At 66.3% G+C, this 16,592-nt stretch carries 12 protein-coding genes; 6 read left to right on the plus strand and 6 right to left on the minus strand.

The features are described 5' to 3' along the window. Positions 1 to 19: 19 nt before the first annotated feature. The 6 genes from OO12_RS12105 to OO12_RS12130 are packed head-to-tail and all read left to right on the plus strand — an operon-like array spanning position 20 to position 9,482. Positions 20 to 1,957: a S9 family peptidase gene (locus OO12_RS12105; RefSeq protein ID WP_052215797.1), complete on the plus strand. Its 1,938-nt coding sequence runs from the start codon at positions 20 to 22 to the stop codon at positions 1,955 to 1,957. Further along, entirely contained in the window at positions 1,954 to 3,753 is a 1,800-nt protein-coding gene (locus OO12_RS12110) for a DUF885 domain-containing protein (protein ID WP_052215798.1), read from the plus strand. Before OO12_RS12105 ends, OO12_RS12110 begins: the two co-directional genes overlap by 4 nt. Next, positions 3,750 to 5,576: a DUF885 domain-containing protein gene (locus OO12_RS12115; protein ID WP_052215799.1), complete on the plus strand. Its 1,827-nt coding sequence runs from the start codon at positions 3,750 to 3,752 to the stop codon at positions 5,574 to 5,576. Before OO12_RS12110 ends, OO12_RS12115 begins: the two co-directional genes overlap by 4 nt. Then, complete coding sequence (locus OO12_RS12120; protein ID WP_034158943.1) at positions 5,573 to 6,973, plus strand: M28 family peptidase; 1,401 nt, start codon at positions 5,573 to 5,575, stop codon at positions 6,971 to 6,973. The genes OO12_RS12115 and OO12_RS12120 overlap by 4 nt, the downstream gene beginning before the upstream one ends. Beyond that, positions 6,970 to 8,259 carry a metal-dependent hydrolase family protein gene (locus OO12_RS12125; protein WP_034158944.1) on the plus strand — a complete coding sequence of 430 codons (1,290 nt, stop codon included), beginning with the start codon at positions 6,970 to 6,972 and terminating at the stop codon, positions 8,257 to 8,259. The genes OO12_RS12120 and OO12_RS12125 overlap by 4 nt, the downstream gene beginning before the upstream one ends. Continuing rightward, the gene (locus OO12_RS12130) at positions 8,256 to 9,482 is read left to right on the plus strand and encodes a hypothetical protein (protein WP_034158945.1); all 1,227 of its coding nucleotides are present in this window, start codon (positions 8,256 to 8,258) and stop codon (positions 9,480 to 9,482) included. Before OO12_RS12125 ends, OO12_RS12130 begins: the two co-directional genes overlap by 4 nt. Before the next feature lie 490 nt (positions 9,483 to 9,972). Here OO12_RS12130 and OO12_RS12140 read toward each other — a convergent pair whose 3' ends face one another. The 6 genes from OO12_RS12140 to OO12_RS12165 are packed head-to-tail and all read right to left on the minus strand — an operon-like array spanning position 9,973 to position 16,543. Further along, positions 9,973 to 11,118, minus strand: coding sequence for a MalY/PatB family protein (locus OO12_RS12140; protein ID WP_052215800.1), 1,146 nt, complete (start codon positions 11,116 to 11,118; stop codon positions 9,973 to 9,975). Next, positions 11,115 to 11,942, minus strand: a complete 828-nt coding sequence (locus OO12_RS12145; protein WP_034158947.1) for an ABC transporter permease — start codon at positions 11,940 to 11,942, stop codon at positions 11,115 to 11,117. Before OO12_RS12145 ends, OO12_RS12140 begins: the two co-directional genes overlap by 4 nt. Continuing rightward, positions 11,942 to 13,129, minus strand: coding sequence for an ABC transporter permease (locus OO12_RS12150; protein ID WP_052215801.1), 1,188 nt, complete (start codon positions 13,127 to 13,129; stop codon positions 11,942 to 11,944). Before OO12_RS12150 ends, OO12_RS12145 begins: the two co-directional genes overlap by 1 nt. Continuing rightward, positions 13,114 to 14,190: a polyamine ABC transporter substrate-binding protein gene (locus OO12_RS12155; protein WP_200887452.1), complete on the minus strand. Its 1,077-nt coding sequence runs from the start codon at positions 14,188 to 14,190 to the stop codon at positions 13,114 to 13,116. The genes OO12_RS12150 and OO12_RS12155 overlap by 16 nt, the downstream gene beginning before the upstream one ends. Beyond that, positions 14,187 to 15,332 carry an ABC transporter ATP-binding protein gene (locus OO12_RS12160; RefSeq protein ID WP_052215802.1) on the minus strand — a complete coding sequence of 382 codons (1,146 nt, stop codon included), beginning with the start codon at positions 15,330 to 15,332 and terminating at the stop codon, positions 14,187 to 14,189. The genes OO12_RS12155 and OO12_RS12160 overlap by 4 nt, the downstream gene beginning before the upstream one ends. Beyond that, on the minus strand, positions 15,329 to 16,543 hold the full coding sequence (locus OO12_RS12165; protein ID WP_034158948.1) for an aminotransferase-like domain-containing protein: 1,215 nt from the start codon (positions 16,541 to 16,543) through the stop codon (positions 15,329 to 15,331). Before OO12_RS12165 ends, OO12_RS12160 begins: the two co-directional genes overlap by 4 nt. Positions 16,544 to 16,592 lie beyond the last annotated feature (49 nt).

Genomic DNA, 16,592 nt, shown 5'->3' on the forward strand with positions numbered 1-16,592 from the left:
CGTTCGCGGGAGACGGCATTTGTACAGGGCAATCGGATATCTGGCACTGACCCTGTGCCTGGCATCTCCCGCTGCGGCGACCGACGCGCCGCCGGCCAAACACTATACGATCGAACAATTGATGGGCGGCGACAGCTTCGGCGGCGCATCGCTGTCCCCAGACAATAGGAAGCTGCTGACCACCAGCAACCGGACCGGCATCGCCAATCTCTATGTCGTTCCGGTCGATGGCGGTCCAATCAGGCAGCTCACCGATTCGACGAAGGAAACAGTCAGCTCGATCGGCTATTTCCCGCATGACGAGCGGATTCTCTATTCGAGCGATCAGGGCGGCAACGAACTCGCCCATATCTATGTCCGCGAAGTGGACGGGCAGGTCCGCGACGTCACGCCCGGCACCAAACATGTCGCGCGCTTCGTCGAATGGGCGAAGGACGGCAAATCCTTCTTCGTCCAGACCAACGAACGCGACCCGCGCTATTTCGACCTCTACGAGATCGCGGCCGATGGTTACGCCAAGACCCTGTTGTTCCAGAACGACAAGGCCTACCAGATCCGCGCGGTGAGCCCGGACCGGCGCTATGTCGCGATGAGCCGGATCCATGACAACGCCAACAAGCGCACCTATGTCTATGACCGCACCGCCAAGGCACTGAGCGAAGTCACCGCCGGCACCACGCCGGTGTCGAGCGAGCCGCAGACTTTCGCGGCGAGCGGCGCGACGCTCTATTACACCACCGACAATGGCGGCGAGTTCGCCGGGCTGGCGCGGATCGATTTCGCGACCGGCACGCGCGCCACGGTCTTCGCGCCCAAATGGGACGTGGCGAGCGCTTCGCTCTCCGACGACGGCCGGACGCTGGTGGTCAGCGTCAATGAGGATGCGCGCAGCCGGCCTTATCTGTTCGACGCGACGACGCTGAAGCCGATCGCCTTTACCGATCCCGCGCCCGGCGCGACGGTCGGGGTGCAGCTCGCCAACAATGCACCGTTCGCGGTGGTATCGACCGCCAATGGCGCGATCCCCGGCGATGTCTCGATCCTCGACCTGAAGACCGGCAGGAAACGCCTGCTGCTCAGCGCGCAGCCGCCCGGCGTGGCCCCTGCCGACCTGGTCGCGGGCACGGTGGTGCGCTTCAAATCCTATGACGGCGTCTCGGTGCCCGGCATCCTCTACGTGCCCAAGGGCGCGAAGCCCGGCGATCGCCGTCCGGCGGTGATCCATGTCCATGGCGGCCCGGGCGACGAAAGCCGCATCGGCTATCGCCCGCTGGTCCAGTATCTCGTCAATGGCGGCTATGTCGTGTTCGAGATCAACAATCGCGGCAGCGGCGGATCGGGCCGCAGCTTCTACCATATGGACGATCATCGCCATGGCGACGCCGATCTCGACGATGTCGTCGCGGCGAAGAAAATGCTCGCCGAGACCGGCTTCGTCGATCCGGCGAAAGTCGCGATCCAGGGGCAAAGCTATGGCGGTTATATGACGCTCGCCGGGCTGACCTTCCGCCCCGATGCATTCGCTGCCGGCGTCGATCTCTACGGCGTCGCCAACTGGCCGCGGCTGCTCAGGAACACGCCGGCCTGGTGGGAGGATCTGCGCCAGCTGCTCTTCACCGAGGTTGGCGATCCCGACAAGGACGACGCCTATCTGCGCAAGATCTCGCCGGTGTTCCATGCCGAACGGATCAAGCGGCCGTTGCTGGTGCTGCAGGGCGCCAATGATCCCCGCGTGCTGCCGGTCGAATCGCAGGACATCGTCGCCAAGGCCAAGGCCAATGGCGTGCCGGTCGACTATGTCGAATTCGCCGATGAAGGGCATGGCTTCCGCAAGAAGGCCAATCAGATCGTCGCGTATCGCACGATCCGCGATTTCCTCGACAAATATGTCCGGGGCGGCCCCGCGCCGCGCGCGGAAGGTAGCGCGGTCGCCGGCGACCTTCCGCTCGGGCCATGACCGGGCTGACACGGCGCACCCTGCTGGTGGCGGGAGTGGCTGCGGCCGCCTGTCCCGGCTGGGCGGCGGAAAGCGAAGGCGCCCGGCTCGACCGGTTTTTCGAGACATGCTTCCAGCGCCGGATTGCGCGCAACCCGCTGAGTCAGACCGGGCTTGGCCTCAAATCGGGCATGGACCGCTGGCCCGATACCGGCGAGGCGCGCGCCGCCGATGATGCGGCGATGGCGCGCGCGGAGTTGGCCGAGCTCGCAACGTTCGACCGGGCTGCGCTCGATCCTGCGCGGCGGCTCAGCTGCGACGTGTTCGCTTATGACGGTGCCGAGGCGCTGACATCCTATCGCTGGCGCGGGAACCGCTATCCGGTGTGCCAGATGCGCGGTCCGCAACGCACCATCCCGCAGACGCTGATCAACAATCATCCAATCCACGACCGCGCCGATGCGGAGGCCTATGTCGCCCGACTCCTTGGTGTGAAATCCTATCTCGCCGGCATTGTCGACGGGCTTGAGCGGCAGGCGGCGGCGGGGGTACGACCGCCGGCTTTCTCCTATCCGCTGGTGATCGGCAATTGCGAGAATCTGCTGCATGGTGCGCCGTTCGGCGGCGCTGTCGACAGTCCGATCCTGGCCGACTTCAAGGGCAAGGTCGCGAAGCTCGACCTGCCCGATGCCGTTCGCGCAAAGCTCGTCGCCGATGTCGAGGCGGCGATGCGCGAAGGCTTCGGCCCCGGTTTCCGGCTGCTGATCGACTGGCTGCGTGCATCGCAGGCAGTGATGCTGCGCAACGATGGGGTGTGGAGCCTGCCCGATGGCGACGCCTATTATCTGGCCGCGCTCGAGCTCGAAACGACGCTGCCGCTGACGCCGCAACAGGTCCACCGCACCGGCCTCGACGAAGTCGCGCGGATCCAGGCGGCGATGCGCGAGGTCATGGCAAAGACAGGCTTCTCCGGCGCGCTCCCCGACTTTTTCCGGCACATTCAGACCGATCCGACATTCTATTATCCCAACACCGCCGAAGGGAAAGCCGCCTATCTCGATGCGATGCGCGGCCGGATCGCGGCGGTCGAGGCGCGGCTCGGCGAGGTGATGACGCGCGTCCCCAGGGGCAAGGTCGTGGTCAAGCCGGTCGAGCCCTGGCTCGAAAAATCGGCCGGCACCGCGGGCTATTTCGCCGGCGCCCCTGACGGGTCGCGGCCCGGCATCCTCTATGTCAACACGGTCGAGATGCGGAACCTGCCGCGCTATGCGTTGTCCTCGCTCTCCTTCCATGAAGGTGTGCCGGGGCATCATCTGGAAAATGCCATCAGCCAGGAACTGACCAGCCTGCCAAGCTTTCGCCGTCACGGCGGCTATACCGCCTATAGCGAGGGGTGGGCGCTCTATGCCGAACAACTGCCCTATGCGATGGGCCTGTATGACGACCCCTATCAGGCGTTCGGGCAATTGTCCGAAGAACTGATGCGCGCGGGGCGGCTGGTGGTCGATACCGGCGTGCATCATCTGCGCTGGAGCCGCGAGGCGGCGATCGACTGGCTCGACCGCAATACCGCGAACGGCCATGCCGACAGTGTCACCGCGATCCAGCGCTACATCGTCACGCCGGGCCAGGCGACGGCGTATGAGATCGGCAAGCTCAAGATGATGGCGCTTCGCCGCCAGGCGGAAAAGACGCTTGGCGCACGCTACGATCAGCGCCGCTTCAACGATGCGCTGCTCGGCAATGGACCCTTGCCGCTGGCACTGCTCGATCGGACGATGACCGCGTGGATCGCGGACGGAGGAAAGCCGACATGATCCCGACGATTTCGCGCCGGCACTTCGCCGCCGGCACCGCCGCGCTGTTCGGCGTGCTTGCCGCACCGCCGGTCTGGGCGATCGCGGGGGATGAAGACGCGCGCCTCGACGCCTTTTTCGAACGCATCTGGCAGCGCGGGATCGATCGCAACCCGGTGCGCCAGTCGCAACTCGGCATCAAGCGCGACCAGGACAAATGGACCGATATCAGCGAAGCGCGCGCGATCGAAAATATGGACCTGCTCAAACAGGATCTGGCGACGCTCCGGACCTTCGATCGCGCCAAACTCTCACCTCAGGCGCAAATCAGTGCCCGCATCTTCGCCGAGAATGCCGAGGAATCGATCGCCGGCTTTGCGCTGCGCCGCGACGATTACGTCATGACCCAGATGGGCGGGCTGCACACGCGGATCCCGATCACGTTGCTCAACACGCATCCGATCGACGATCCGGTCGACGCCCGCGCCTATTGCGCGCGGATCGAAGGGGTCGGTCCGCTGCTCGACCAGGTGGTGACCGAGCTTGAGCGGCAGGAAAGGGCCGGGGTCAGGCTGCCGCGCTTCGTCTATGCGCTGCTGATCGAACCGAGCGAGAATATGCTCAAGGGCAGGCCATTCGATGCGGGGCCGGCCCAATGCCCGATCCTGGCCGATTTCCGGACCAAGATCGCCAAGGCGAAACTGCCCGATACCGAGCAAACCGCGCTGCTCGCGCGCGCCGAAGCCGGGTTGAAGGGTCCGTTCGGTGCGGGTTACCGCAAGCTGATCGCGCATCTCGCCACGGCACAGGCGGCGGCCGACGACCGCGACGGGGTGTGGAAACTGCCGCAGGGCGCGCTCTTCTATCGCCAGCAATTGAAGAGTTACACCACGCTGCCGGTAACGCCCCCCGAATTGCACCAGCTCGGGCTTGATCAGGTCGCGCGGATCCATGGCGAGATGGCGCGGATCCAGGCGAAGGTCGGCTTTGCCGGCACGCTGCAGGATTTCTTCACGCATGTCCGCACCGATCCGAAATTCTTCTATCCGGCGACCGATGCGGGCAAGGTGGCCTATATCGCCGACGCCGAGCGGCTGCTTGCCGAGGTCCATGCGCGGCAGGGCGAGCTCTTCACCCGTATCCCGAAACAGGCGGTGGTCGTACGCCCGGTCGAGGCCTGGCGCGAAAAATCGGCGGCCAAGGCCTTTTACCAGAACCCGCCCCAGACCGGATCGCAGCCCGGCGTCTTCTACATCAATCTCTACGATCTGAAGGCCCAGCCCAAATGGCAGCTCGCGGCGACGCTGTATCACGAAGCGATCCCGGGGCATCATTTCGAGACCTGCATCGCGCATGATCTGGAGAGGCTGCCAAAGTTCCGCCGCTTCGCCAGCAACGCCGCGTTCAGCGAGGGCTGGGGGCTCTATTCCGAACGGCTCGCCAAGGAAATCGGGCTTTATCCCGATCCCTATGACGATTTCGGCCGGCTGTCGCTCGAACTGATGCGCGCCTGCCGGCTGGTGGTCGATACCGGTCTCCATGCGATGAAATGGACGCGCAAACAGGCGGTCGATTACATGGACGCCAACATGCCGAGCAGCCATTACGACAATCAGCGCGAGGTCGACCGCTACATCGTCCTGCCCGGCCAGGCCTGTTCCTATTATGTCGGCATGCGCAAGATCGTCGAACTGCGCGAACGCGCCAAGTCCAGTCTCGGCGCGCGCTTCGACATCCGCGCCTTCCACGATACCGTGCTCGGCAACGGGCCATTGCCGTTGCCGATCCTCGAACAGACGATCGACGCCTGGGTCGCGGGCGGCGGCAAGCCGGCAAGCGCATGAGGAGAGTGTTCGCCCTTGCTGCGCTGGCGGTCTCGACACCGGCGTTCGCCGCGGATGGCGAACGCACGGCGGTGCAACTCGTCAGTCGCGCCGGCACCGGTGCTCATATCGCCTGGGACATGGTTTCGGAACTGACCACGCGGTTCGGCCCGCGACCGGCCGGCTCGCCGAACGAACGCGCGGCGGCGCGCTGGGCGGCGGCCAAACTCAAGGACTATGGCTTTCGCAACGTCGCGGTGCACGACTTCGCGATCACCGGCTGGACGCGCGGGCAGGAAAGCGCGGCGATCCTGCTGCCCCACCCGCAGCCGCTGGCCGCGACGGCGCTTGGCGGATCGCCCGCGACGCCGGGCGGCGCGATCGAAGGGGAGATCATCTCGTTCGCCTCGCTTGAGGCGCTGAAGCTCGCCGCGCCGGGATCGCTTGCCGGCAAGGTCGCGCTGGTCGATCTGGCGATGCCGAAGGGCGGCACCGGTTTCGGCTATGGCTATGTCGGCCGGGTCCGTGCGTTCGGCCCGGGCGAGGCGGCAGCGCGCGGCGCGATCGGCTTCCTGATGCGCTCGGTCGGCACCGACAGCCACCGCCTGCCGCATACCGGCTCGACGCGCTATGTCGACGGCAAGGTGCCGATCCCGAGCTTCGCGCTGTCGGTACCCGACGCCGATCAGATCGCGCGGCTGGAGGCGCTTGGCGAGCGCGTCCGCGTGCGGCTGTCGTCAACCGCTTCGTATCAGCCGGGGGCGATCACCAGCTATGTCACCGGCGATATTCCGGGCAGCGGTGCGGCGGAAGAGATCGTCCTGCTCGGCGCGCATCTCGACAGCTGGGATCTCGGCACCGGCGCGATCGACGATGGTGCGGGCATCTCAATCATTACCGCCGCGGCGAAGCTGATTGGCGACCAGCAGCGCCGTCCCCGCCGCACGATCCGCGTCGTCTTCTACGGCGCTGAGGAAGTGACTCAACCCGATAGCGCGGATGTCAGCGGCCGCGCCTATCTCGACCCGCGCCTGGCGCAGATGGCGAAGCATGTGCTGGCCATGGAAAGCGACGAGGGCGCCGACCCGATTGTCGCGCTGGCCCTGCCCGATCATCTGAAGGGCAGCGCGTTCGAGGCTGCGGCGCAGCGCATCCTCGGCCCGCTCGCGATCGTGCCCGCGCGCGAGCCGCCGGGGCGCGGCGGGGTCGATATCGCGCCTCTGGTCGACGCCGGCGTGCCTGCTTTCGTGCTGCAGCAGAGCGCCAGCCGCTATTTCGACTATCACCACACTGCCGATGATACGCTCGACAAGATCGACCGCGTATCGCTTGATCAGAATGTCGCGGCCTGGGCTGGGCTTATCTGGCTTGCCGCCGATGGCGATACCGATTTCAGGCCCAGGGGGACCGCAAAATGAGCTTCCGCCGTTCGTTTGCCGCACTGGCCTTTGCGCTGGCGCTGACCGCTGCCGCACCCGCGCCGCGCACCACTTACATCCAGGCCGGTCGCCTGCTCGCTGATCCGGCGACCGGCCGGGTCGAGAGCAACAAGACCATTGTCGTGCGCGACGGGCGGATCGTGGAGATTCGCGATGGCTTTATCGATGGGCCGGATGGCGATGTGGTCGACCTGCGTGATCGCTTCGTGCTGCCCGGCCTGATCGATAGCCATGTCCATATCTGTCACGAAAATGGCCCCGACGACAAATTGCGCCGCACCGTTCAGACCGCGTCGGATCTCGCCATCCAGGGGGCGATGAACGCGCGCAAGGTCCTCGGCGCGGGCTTCACCACCGTGGCCGATCTCGGCGAGGAGAATGAGGCGATCTTCGCGCTCCGCGACGGCATCGCCGAGGGCAAGGTGCCGGGCCCACGCATCGTCGCGGCGGGCAATGTCATCAGCCCGCATGGCGGCGAAGGCGATGTGTTCGGCTATCGCCCCGAGGTGATCCGGGCGTTGCAGCGACCCAATCTCTGCTCCGGCGCGGATGATTGCCGCCGCGTGGTGCGCCAGCAGGTCCAACGCGGCGCGGATGTGATCAAGGTGGTGGCGACTGGCGCGGTCCTGTCGGACATCGCGGCGGGACTGGGCCAGCAATTCACTCAGGACGAACTCAACGCGATCGTGGAGACCGCGCATAATCTCGGCCGCCGCGTCACCGCGCATGCGCACGGCGCCAACGGCATCAACGCCTTCCTAATCGCGGGCGGGGATTCGATCGAGCATGGCACCTATCTCGATGCGGAGTCGATCCGGTTGTTCAAGGCGAAGGGCGCATATCTCGTGCCGACGCTGCTTGCCGGCGACACTGTCACCTTATGGGGCAACGACCCCAATTCCTTCCTCAGCCCGGCCGCCAAGGCCAAGGCGATCGAGGTCGGCCCCAAAATGCTCGACATGGCGCGCCGCGCGCATGCCGCCGGGGTCAAGATCGCCTTCGGCACGGATTCGAGCGTCAGCCGCCACGGCGACAATGCGCGCGAATTCCTCCTGCTCGTGCGCGCCGGGCTGACCCCGCTCGAGGCGATCCGCGCGGCGACGACCAGTGGCGCCGATCATCTCGGGCTTGCCGGCAAGGTCGGCGCGCTCAAGCCCGGCATGGCCGCCGATATCGTCGCGACGACGGGTGACCCGCTTGCCGATGTGTCCATGCTCCAGAAGATATCCTTCGTCATGAAAGGCGGCGAGGTGTTCAAACGATGATCCGCTTTCTCGCCGCGCTATTATTCACGCTGGCACCGTTCACCGCACAGGCCGCCGAGACGATCCATTATGATGTCCGCGCGACGATCGGTGCGGACGGGATGCTCGATGCCGATGTGCGCATCACCTTGCCCGAGGCAGCGGCGGGGACGGGCAAGGCGTTCCTGCTCGGCCGCCGCTTCGTGCTTGTATCGGGCGGCTTTGGCCGCAACGTGCGGGTGGAGACGGTGGCCGCGGAAACGCCGGTCAAGGCGCTCAACCGGATCACGCTCAGCTACCCGGCGGGTAAACGCACCCTGCGCTTCCGCTATCGCGGCCCGCTTACGCCGGCGGAGGCCGATGGGGTGCCGCCGATCCGGCCGGAGGGGGTCGAACTGTTTATCGATCATATGTGGCTGCCGTTCGGCGCGGACATCCAGACCATGTTCGATGTCGATGCGCGGATCGACGGGCTGGCCGGGGATCTGGTCGTCGTCGCACAGGGCGAGGTCAGGCGCACGCCCACCGGTGTCGTCATCCACCGTCCGCAACTCGACGTGGATCTGCCGCTCGTCGCGATGCGCGGGCTGCACAAGGCGGCGGGGCCGGGGGTCGAATATTATGCCACCGACCTGACCACGCCCGTCTCGCAACTCTATCAGCGCCATGCGCTGGCGGCCTCGGCCTATCTGGCAAAATGGTTCGACCCGTTGCCCGATCCGATCCGTATGGTCGCGGTCTCGCGCGAGCGCCGGCTGGGCTATAGCCGGACCGCCTATACCGTGGTCAATGACAGCGGTCGCCCGGAAGGGCCGCTGGTCGAGGCGGGAACCGCGCGCCATGTCGCGCATGAATTCGCCCATGCCTGGTGGCGTTCGGCGAGCCCGCTCACAGATGATTTCTGGCTGGTCGAATCGACCGCCGAATATGTCGCGATCCGTTACATCGATGCGATGATGGGGCCGGACATGGCGAAGCAATTGCTCGACGCCAAGCGCGCCGAGGCGGCCAAGGCGGGGCCGGTGATGGGCCATGGCCGCCCGAACCGCGTCCAGCTTTACCAGAAAGGCCCGCTGCTGCTGGTCGATCTCGAACAACGCATCGGCCGCGACAAGATGGATGCGCTGCTGCTCGAGGTCAGTCGCACCACGCCCAATACGACCGGACAATTCCTCGAGCTGCTGACGCGGATCGCCGGCAAGGATGCGGCGCACGACTTCGATACCGCGCTGCACGCGGGTTAGGGTGTTTCGGGCTGGAGTTTGATCCGCCACGGGGGCGTGCGCCAAGCCGCGCTGCGCCCGGGAGATCATCGAGCCGGCTGGATCACTCCGGCATCCGTTCGGCTCCGGACCCATGAGCGGCGCTGATTCAATACCGATGCCGGCTATGGCAGCGTGGTGGCGGACGGGATGCCAGCCGGCGTTCCGGCCCGCTCTTTCACATGACTGGCAAAATTCTGGACGTTTCGCGCAAGCTCTTCGGTGAAAACAGCGTGCTGTTCCATGCTGTTATTGAATAACAGCATAATGACGGACAACCTATTGAGAATAATGTGGAAATCTGGGGCTGGAATCCAACTTAACAGCATGGAAAAATTTCCGCCGAAATATCAGCAAAAACACCAGGCAAAACGGCTTGGATGTTGACCGCGAATCGCGTTTCCGTCCCCGCGATTGAATATCGGTTGATGCTGGTGCGCGGTTGAACGGGGAGGGAACCCGGACCGACCGGTTATTGCGCCCGTCGCTCAACGCTCAGCGCGGCTTCCATCCGGTCGAGGATCTCGTCGAGCAACTCGATTGAGGTCGCGAAGTTGAGCCGCACGAAACCCGCGCCCGGTGCGCCGAAATCGAGGCCCGGTGACAAGGCGACCCGCGCCTCGCGCAGGAAGAAAGCGGCGGGCTCTTCGCTCACCGCCGCTCGGCAATCGAGCCAGGCGAGATAGCTCGCCTGTGGCGGTATCCAGCCGATCCGCATCGCCGGCAGGCGCTCACCGATCCGGTCGCGCATCGCCGCCAGATGCGCGACGCACTCGTCCAGCCAGATCGCACCCTCGTCGCTCCACGCCGCGCGCGCGGCGCGCACACCGAGTGTGGAGAAGGCGTTCCACCGCGTCGAGGGCAAGGCCGTCAGCCGCTCACGCAACGGCTTCTCCGCGACGCACACTGCGGTGCGCAGGCCGGCGACGTTGAACGCCTTGCTTGGCGAATTGAGCGTGATCGTCCGTACCGCCATGCCGGGCAGCGTTGCGAAGGGAATGTGACGGCGGCGGTCGAGCGTCAGGTCGGCATGCACTTCGTCCGATACGATCACCAGGTCGCGCCGCTCGGCGATCCCCGCCAATGCTCGCAGCTCGTCCTCCGTGAAGACTCGCCCGCTGGGGTTATGCGGATGGCACAGCAGCAGCATCCGCACGCGGCGCTCGGCCATCACGGCATCGAGCGCGGTAAAATCGATCGCGCCCGGTTCGAGCCGGTGAGTGACGAGCCTGCGCCCGGCAATCGTTACCGAATTGAGCAAAGGCGGATAGGCCGGGGTGTGGACCAGCACCGCGTCGCCGGGCGCGGTCAGCGCTTCGACGCAATTGGCGATGCCGCCGACCACATCGGGCATCAGCATCACGTCCGCCGGGTCCAGTGACCAGCCCCAGCGCCGCCCGGCCCAGGTGGCGAATGCCTCTGGTACGCCGCTATCGGTGGCGACCGGCCCATAGCCGAGATCGCCCAGCGCGATCGCTTGCAGCAAGGTCGCGGCGATCGGCGCGGCGGGCGCGAAATCCATGTCGGCGATCCAGGCCGGGATGATCTCGCTAGGATAGCGCCGCCATTTGCGCGCGATGCGCGCGCCGAGCAGCGCCGGTGGCGGGGTGACGATCATTCGGGCCGTTGCGCGCCGAGCCGCTCGGCGCGACGCCGCAGCAGCTCGGCCGATCCCAGCAACAGGGTCGATGCGATGATCAGCAGCGTGGCGGCGGCAGTGATTGCCGGGCTGATCTGCTCGCGCACGCCCTCGAACATCTGGATCGGCAAGGTCCGCTGTGTCGGGCCGGCGATGAACAGGGCGACGACGGTCTCGTCGAACGAGGTCATGAAAGCGAACACTGCGCCCGCCAGCACGCCCGGCGCGATCAGCGGCAGCAGCACGCGCCGCATTACCGTAAGGGGTGGGGCGCCAAGGCTTGATCCGGCCCGCAACAGGCTGATGTCGAAGCCATGTAGCGACGCTGCGACCACCACCACCACGAACGGCGCGGCCAGCACGCTGTGCGCGATGACCATGCCGGCAAAGCTGTTGGTCAGGCCGAGCGGCGCGAACAGGAAGTAAAAGGCGATCGCGGCCACCACTACCGGCACCACCATCGGCGCGCCGAGCAGCGCGACCACCAGCGGCCGGGCGCGCGACTTCATCCGCACGATGCCGATCGCGGCCAGCGTGCCAAGCGGCGTCGCGATCAGCGTCACGACGGTCGCGATCGCCAGGCTGTTGCGGAACGCGCGGCTCCAGTCGGGCGAGTCGAGCAGCGCGCGATACCAGCGCAGCGACAGCCCGGTCTCCGGAAAGACCAGGAAGGTGGTCGGGTTGAACGACATCGGGATCACCGCAAGGATCGGCAACAGCAGAAAGCCGAGCACCAGCGCGACGAAGACGATCAGCGCAACGCGCGTGACGCGCTGCCCCGGCGAAGCGAAGGGAATATGCATCAGATCGGCCGCCAGCCCGAGATCGCGCGTCCGGCGAGCAGGATCGCCCCGAGCGGCGCGACCAGCAGGATGCTGAGCGCGGCGGCCATACCCCAGTTGAGCGACTGGTTGGTGTAGAAGGCGATCGATGCGCTGATCATCTGATCGGCCCCGCCCCCGACCAGGGCCGGAGTGACGTAATAGCCGAGCGCGAGGGTGAAGACGATCACCGCGCCGGCGATCACGCCGGGCATGGTCTGCGGCAGATAGACCCGCACGAACGCCGTGACCGGGCTCGCGCCGAGCGAGCGCGCCGCGCGGGCCGTATCCGACGGCACGCGCCGCATCACGCCGTAAAGCGGCAGGATGAAGAAGGGCAGCAGCACATGGACCATCGCGATGTACACGCCGCCGCGGCTGTAGAGCAAAGGCAGGGGGCGGTCGGAAAGGCCAAGCCATTGCACCGCGCCGTTCACCACGCCGTTGGTCTGGAGCAGCACCACCCAGGCGGTGGTGCGCACCAGGGTCGAGGTCCAGAAGGGCAGCAGCACGAGGATCAGCAGCGGATTGGCGACGCGGGGCTTCAGCGTCGCGAGCAGATAGGCGACCGGATAGCCAAGCAGGATGCAGCACAAGGCGACCACCGCGCTGATCTTGAAGGTGCGCAGGAAGATCCCGACGAACACCGCCTGTTCCTGCGGTACCCCGATCAACGCGCCGTCGGGATCGACACGGCGGTCGAGCGACGCCCAGAGATAGAAGGAGGTGGTTGCGCCGCTCGCGTGGCGGAGCGCCGCCCAGGTCTCGCGCTCGCCCCAGCGCGGGTCGATCGCGCTCAGGTCGGCGAGCCCGGCGACGCGCGCGCCGCCGGCGAGCCGCGACGCGGTCGAGAAGATCAGCGTCCGCGACCCGACAATGTCATAGTTCAGCCGGTTGGCGACGCGGTTGAGCGTGCCGCTGCGCCGTGCCGCGACCAGCTCCTGCGCGGTGGTGCGTGCGATCGCGTCGGAGGGCAGGGCGGCGCCGTCCCATGCGCGCAGCGCAGCGGCGGTGCGCGGCCAGGTCTCGGGCAGCTCCTGTTCGGTCACGCCGCGCATCAACATCATGCCGACCGGCACGGCAAAGGCGATCAGCAGCAGGATCAGCAATGGCGCGACCAGCGCGCCGTTCCGGCCGAACAGGCGCACCAGGCTCAATGCGCAACCCATGCGTTGAACCGCTGGGTGAGCTCGTCGCCATATTCGACCCAGAAATCGCCATCCAGCTTGAGCGCACCGGCCATGTTGGCGGGATCGGTCGCGGTGTTCTCGCGGTAGCGCGGCTCGATCGCCTGTTGCGCGGCCTTGCTGGTCAGGCCGGTCGGCATGATCCGCGCCAGGCGCATCTGGTTCTCGGGCCGGGTGACGTACTGGATGAACTGCGCCGCCTCGGCCTTGCGCGGGCTGTTCTTCAGGATCGCCCAATAATCCACGGCATAGATGTTGCCGGCCCATTGCAACTTGAAATTGCGATGCTCATCGCGATTGGCGATGATCAGCCGCCCGGGGCTGGTCACTGACATCACCACTTCGCGCGATCCGAGCAGGTCGGGGACTTGCGCGATCGATGACCACCACACGATATTGGGCTTCAGCTGGTCGAGCTTGCGAAAGGCGCGGTCGACTCCGCCGGGCGTGCGCAGCACGGTATAGATCTGCGCCGCCGGCACGCCGTCGGCGAGCAGCGCGATCTCGAGCGTGTATTTGGGCGTCTTGCGCATCCCCCGCTTGCCCGCAAAGCGCTTCACATCCCAGAAATCGACCCAGGATCTTGGTCCCGCACCCTTGATCGCATCGCCGTCATAGCCGAGCAGATAGGACCAGAGCTGCGATCCCACGCCGCAATTATTGACCGCCGCATCGCTATAGGCGGCCCGCCCGCCGAGCGATGCCCAGTCGAGCGGCTCGAACAGTCCCTCTTCGCACCCCAGGATGATTTCTTCGGTTTCGGCCTGGACCACGTCCCAGCTGGTGTCGCCGCCCAGTACCTTGGTGCGGATCACGCCGATGCCGCCGTGCCAGCTATCTTCCTGCACATGCAGGCCGGAGGCTTTGGCGAACGGGGCGATCAACGCCTCGTGATCCGCCGCCTGCGACGATCCGCCCCAACCGACCACGGTCAGCGGTCGCCGGTCCTGTTTCTCACCGCAGCCAGTGAGCGCTGTGGCGGCCAGCGCCGTGGCGGCCAGTAGCGCGATCCTTGCCGGACGACGGCTTGCCCTGATCTTCACTCGTCGCCCCCTTGCAATCGTCCCGCGTCGCCGGCGGCGAAGGCGAATGAGCGATCGATCGCCCAGCCGATCTCGACCCGGCCCCCGCCACTTGTGCCGGGCAACTGGCCCAGTGACGGACCGGGCGACCGGATCGTCACGCGCGTACCGCCGGGCAGGCTAGCGTAAATCTTGATGTGGTCACCATGATAGATGCGATCATCAATGGTCGCCGCGAGGCGATTGGGCAGCGCGCTGGCCGCGTCGCCGGTCGCGATATCCTCGGGCCGGATCGTCACGACCGCCCGATCGCCCGGCCCGATGCCGTTCATCGTCCGCGCCATCACGAAACCGCCGTCGGCCAGCTTCACCGTGCAATGATCCCGGGCGGATTCCACCACCGTGCCGTCGATCGCATTATTCTCGCCGACGAAACCGGCGACGAAAGCGTTGGCCGGCGTGTCGTAGATCGCGCGCGGCGATCCGAGCTGTTGCAGTTTGCCGCCCGCGAACACCGCGATCCGGTCGGACAGCGCCAGCGCTTCCGACTGGTCATGCGTCACATAGATCACGGTGACGCCGGTCTGGCGCTGGATATGCTTGATCTCGACTTGCAGCTTTTCACGCAGCTGCCGGTCGAGCGCGCCGAGCGGCTCGTCCATCAGCACCAGGTCGGGATCGAAGATCAACGCGCGCGCCAGCGCCACGCGCTGCTGCTGCCCACCCGACAATTCGTTGATCCGCCGTCCACCCAGTCCGTCGAGATTGATCAGCGCGAGCGCGGTTCTGACGCGCTCCTTCGCCGGGGCGCCGCGGATGCCGCGCACCGACAGCGGGAAGGATAGATTCTCGGCGACCGTCATATGCGGGAACAACGCATAATTCTGGAACACGACGCCCATGTTGCGGCGGTGCGGGGGTTTGCGCACCAGCGACTGGCCCGCGAGCCTTATATCGCCCGCGCTCGCTTCCTCGAAGCCGGCAAGCATCATCAACGTCGTGGTCTTGCCCGAGCCCGACGGGCCAAGCAGCGTCAGGAACTCGCCGCGCCGCACCGTCAGGTCGAGGCCCGCGACCACGTCGGACACGCCGTCATAGCTTTTCGATACGCCGCACAGCTCGACCAGCGGCGTGTCGACCGACAGGTCGGCGAGAGTGTTCACCGCGCGGCCATCGCGCGATAGACCTGCGCAAGGCGCGCGACCCCGGCATCGATCTGCTCGGGTGTCGCGTAGCTGTACGACAGCCGGACATGATTCTTCGGGGCGACCCGGTTGCCCGACCCGGCACCACCGGCGGAGAAGAATTTGGACCCCGCGATCAGGTTGATCCCGGCGGCGGCGGCATTGGCGGCAAGCACATCGCCATCGACATGCGCCGGCAAGGTCAGCCACACATAATAGCCGCCTTCGGGCACATGCAGCACCGCATCGGGAAATGCCGCGCGGATCGCCGCCACCATTGCGTCGCGCCGTTCGCGATAGACGATGCGGACGCGGTCGACATGCTGCTCGAACGCCGGCGAGCGACCGAATTCGTAGAGGATGCGCTGCATCAGCGGCGACGATCCGCCATCGGATTTCAACTGCATCAGCCGCGCGATGATTGCGGCGTCGGCGGCGACCCAGCCGATCCTGAGGCCCGGCGCGACCAGCTTGGAGAAGGTCCCGACATGAATGACATGACCGCTGGTATCGAGCGCCTTGAGCGAGGGCGGGGTCTCGCCCTCGAAGCGGACACGGCGATAGGGCGTGTCCTCGACCAGCACGATCCCCTCGCGCGTCGCCAGCGCGACGAGCGCGCGGCGGCGCTCGGCCGACATGGTCGCGCCGGTCGGATTGTGGAAATCGGCGACATTGTAGATCAGCTTGGGCAGAGCGGCGCCTTCGGCCGCGCGGGTGCGCAGCACTGTCTCGAGTTCGTCGACCAGGATGCCGTCATTGTCCTGCCCGACCTCGATGAACTCGACGCCGAAGCTGCGGAAGATCGGGATGGCGGTGAAATAGGTCGGCGCGGTGACGACGATCGCATCACCCTCGTCGAGCAGCAATCGGCAGATCAGTTCCAGACCATGCTTGGCGCCGTTGACGACCAGCAGATTCTCCGGCGTCAACATGCAGCCGTCACGGTTCATCAGTTCGGCGAGCCAACCGCGCAGCTCGGGCTGACCTTGCGTCGCTGAATATTGCAACGTCTCCTCGCGATGCTCGGTGAGCGCCGCGATTGCATAAGGGACGAGATCGGGAAGCAATTGCGGCGCGGCGAAGCCCGAATCGAACGCCACAACGTCCTCGCCCAGTTCCGAAGGAAAATGCGGCGCCGGAAACGCGGTCGAAAGCCCGGCGGCGCGGCGTGCAAGACGAAGATCGATCACCCCTGCTCCCATTCATTGCGGGGGCGTGCTGCACAAACGCATCCGTCCC

The organism is Sphingomonas sp. ERG5 (genome assembly GCF_000803065.1).
In the GTDB taxonomy this organism is placed as follows: Bacteria; Pseudomonadota; Alphaproteobacteria; order Sphingomonadales; family Sphingomonadaceae; genus Sphingomonas.

Excerpts from the sequence above, each read along its gene's own strand:
- OO12_RS12125 (WP_034158944.1), top strand. The coding sequence starts at position 6,970 with ATGAGCTTCCGCCGTTCGTTTGCCGCACTGGCCTTTGCGCTGGCGCTG.
- OO12_RS12145 (WP_034158947.1), bottom strand. The coding sequence starts at position 11,942 with ATGCATATTCCCTTCGCTTCGCCGGGGCAGCGCGTCACGCGCGTTGCG.
- OO12_RS12140 (WP_052215800.1), bottom strand. The coding sequence starts at position 11,118 with ATGATCGTCACCCCGCCACCGGCGCTGCTCGGCGCGCGCATCGCGCGC.
- OO12_RS12130 (WP_034158945.1), top strand. The coding sequence starts at position 8,256 with ATGATCCGCTTTCTCGCCGCGCTATTATTCACGCTGGCACCGTTCACC.
- OO12_RS12110 (WP_052215798.1), top strand. The coding sequence starts at position 1,954 with ATGACCGGGCTGACACGGCGCACCCTGCTGGTGGCGGGAGTGGCTGCG.
- OO12_RS12120 (WP_034158943.1), top strand. The coding sequence starts at position 5,573 with ATGAGGAGAGTGTTCGCCCTTGCTGCGCTGGCGGTCTCGACACCGGCG.
- OO12_RS12115 (WP_052215799.1), top strand. The coding sequence starts at position 3,750 with ATGATCCCGACGATTTCGCGCCGGCACTTCGCCGCCGGCACCGCCGCG.
- OO12_RS12150 (WP_052215801.1), bottom strand. The coding sequence starts at position 13,129 with ATGGGTTGCGCATTGAGCCTGGTGCGCCTGTTCGGCCGGAACGGCGCG.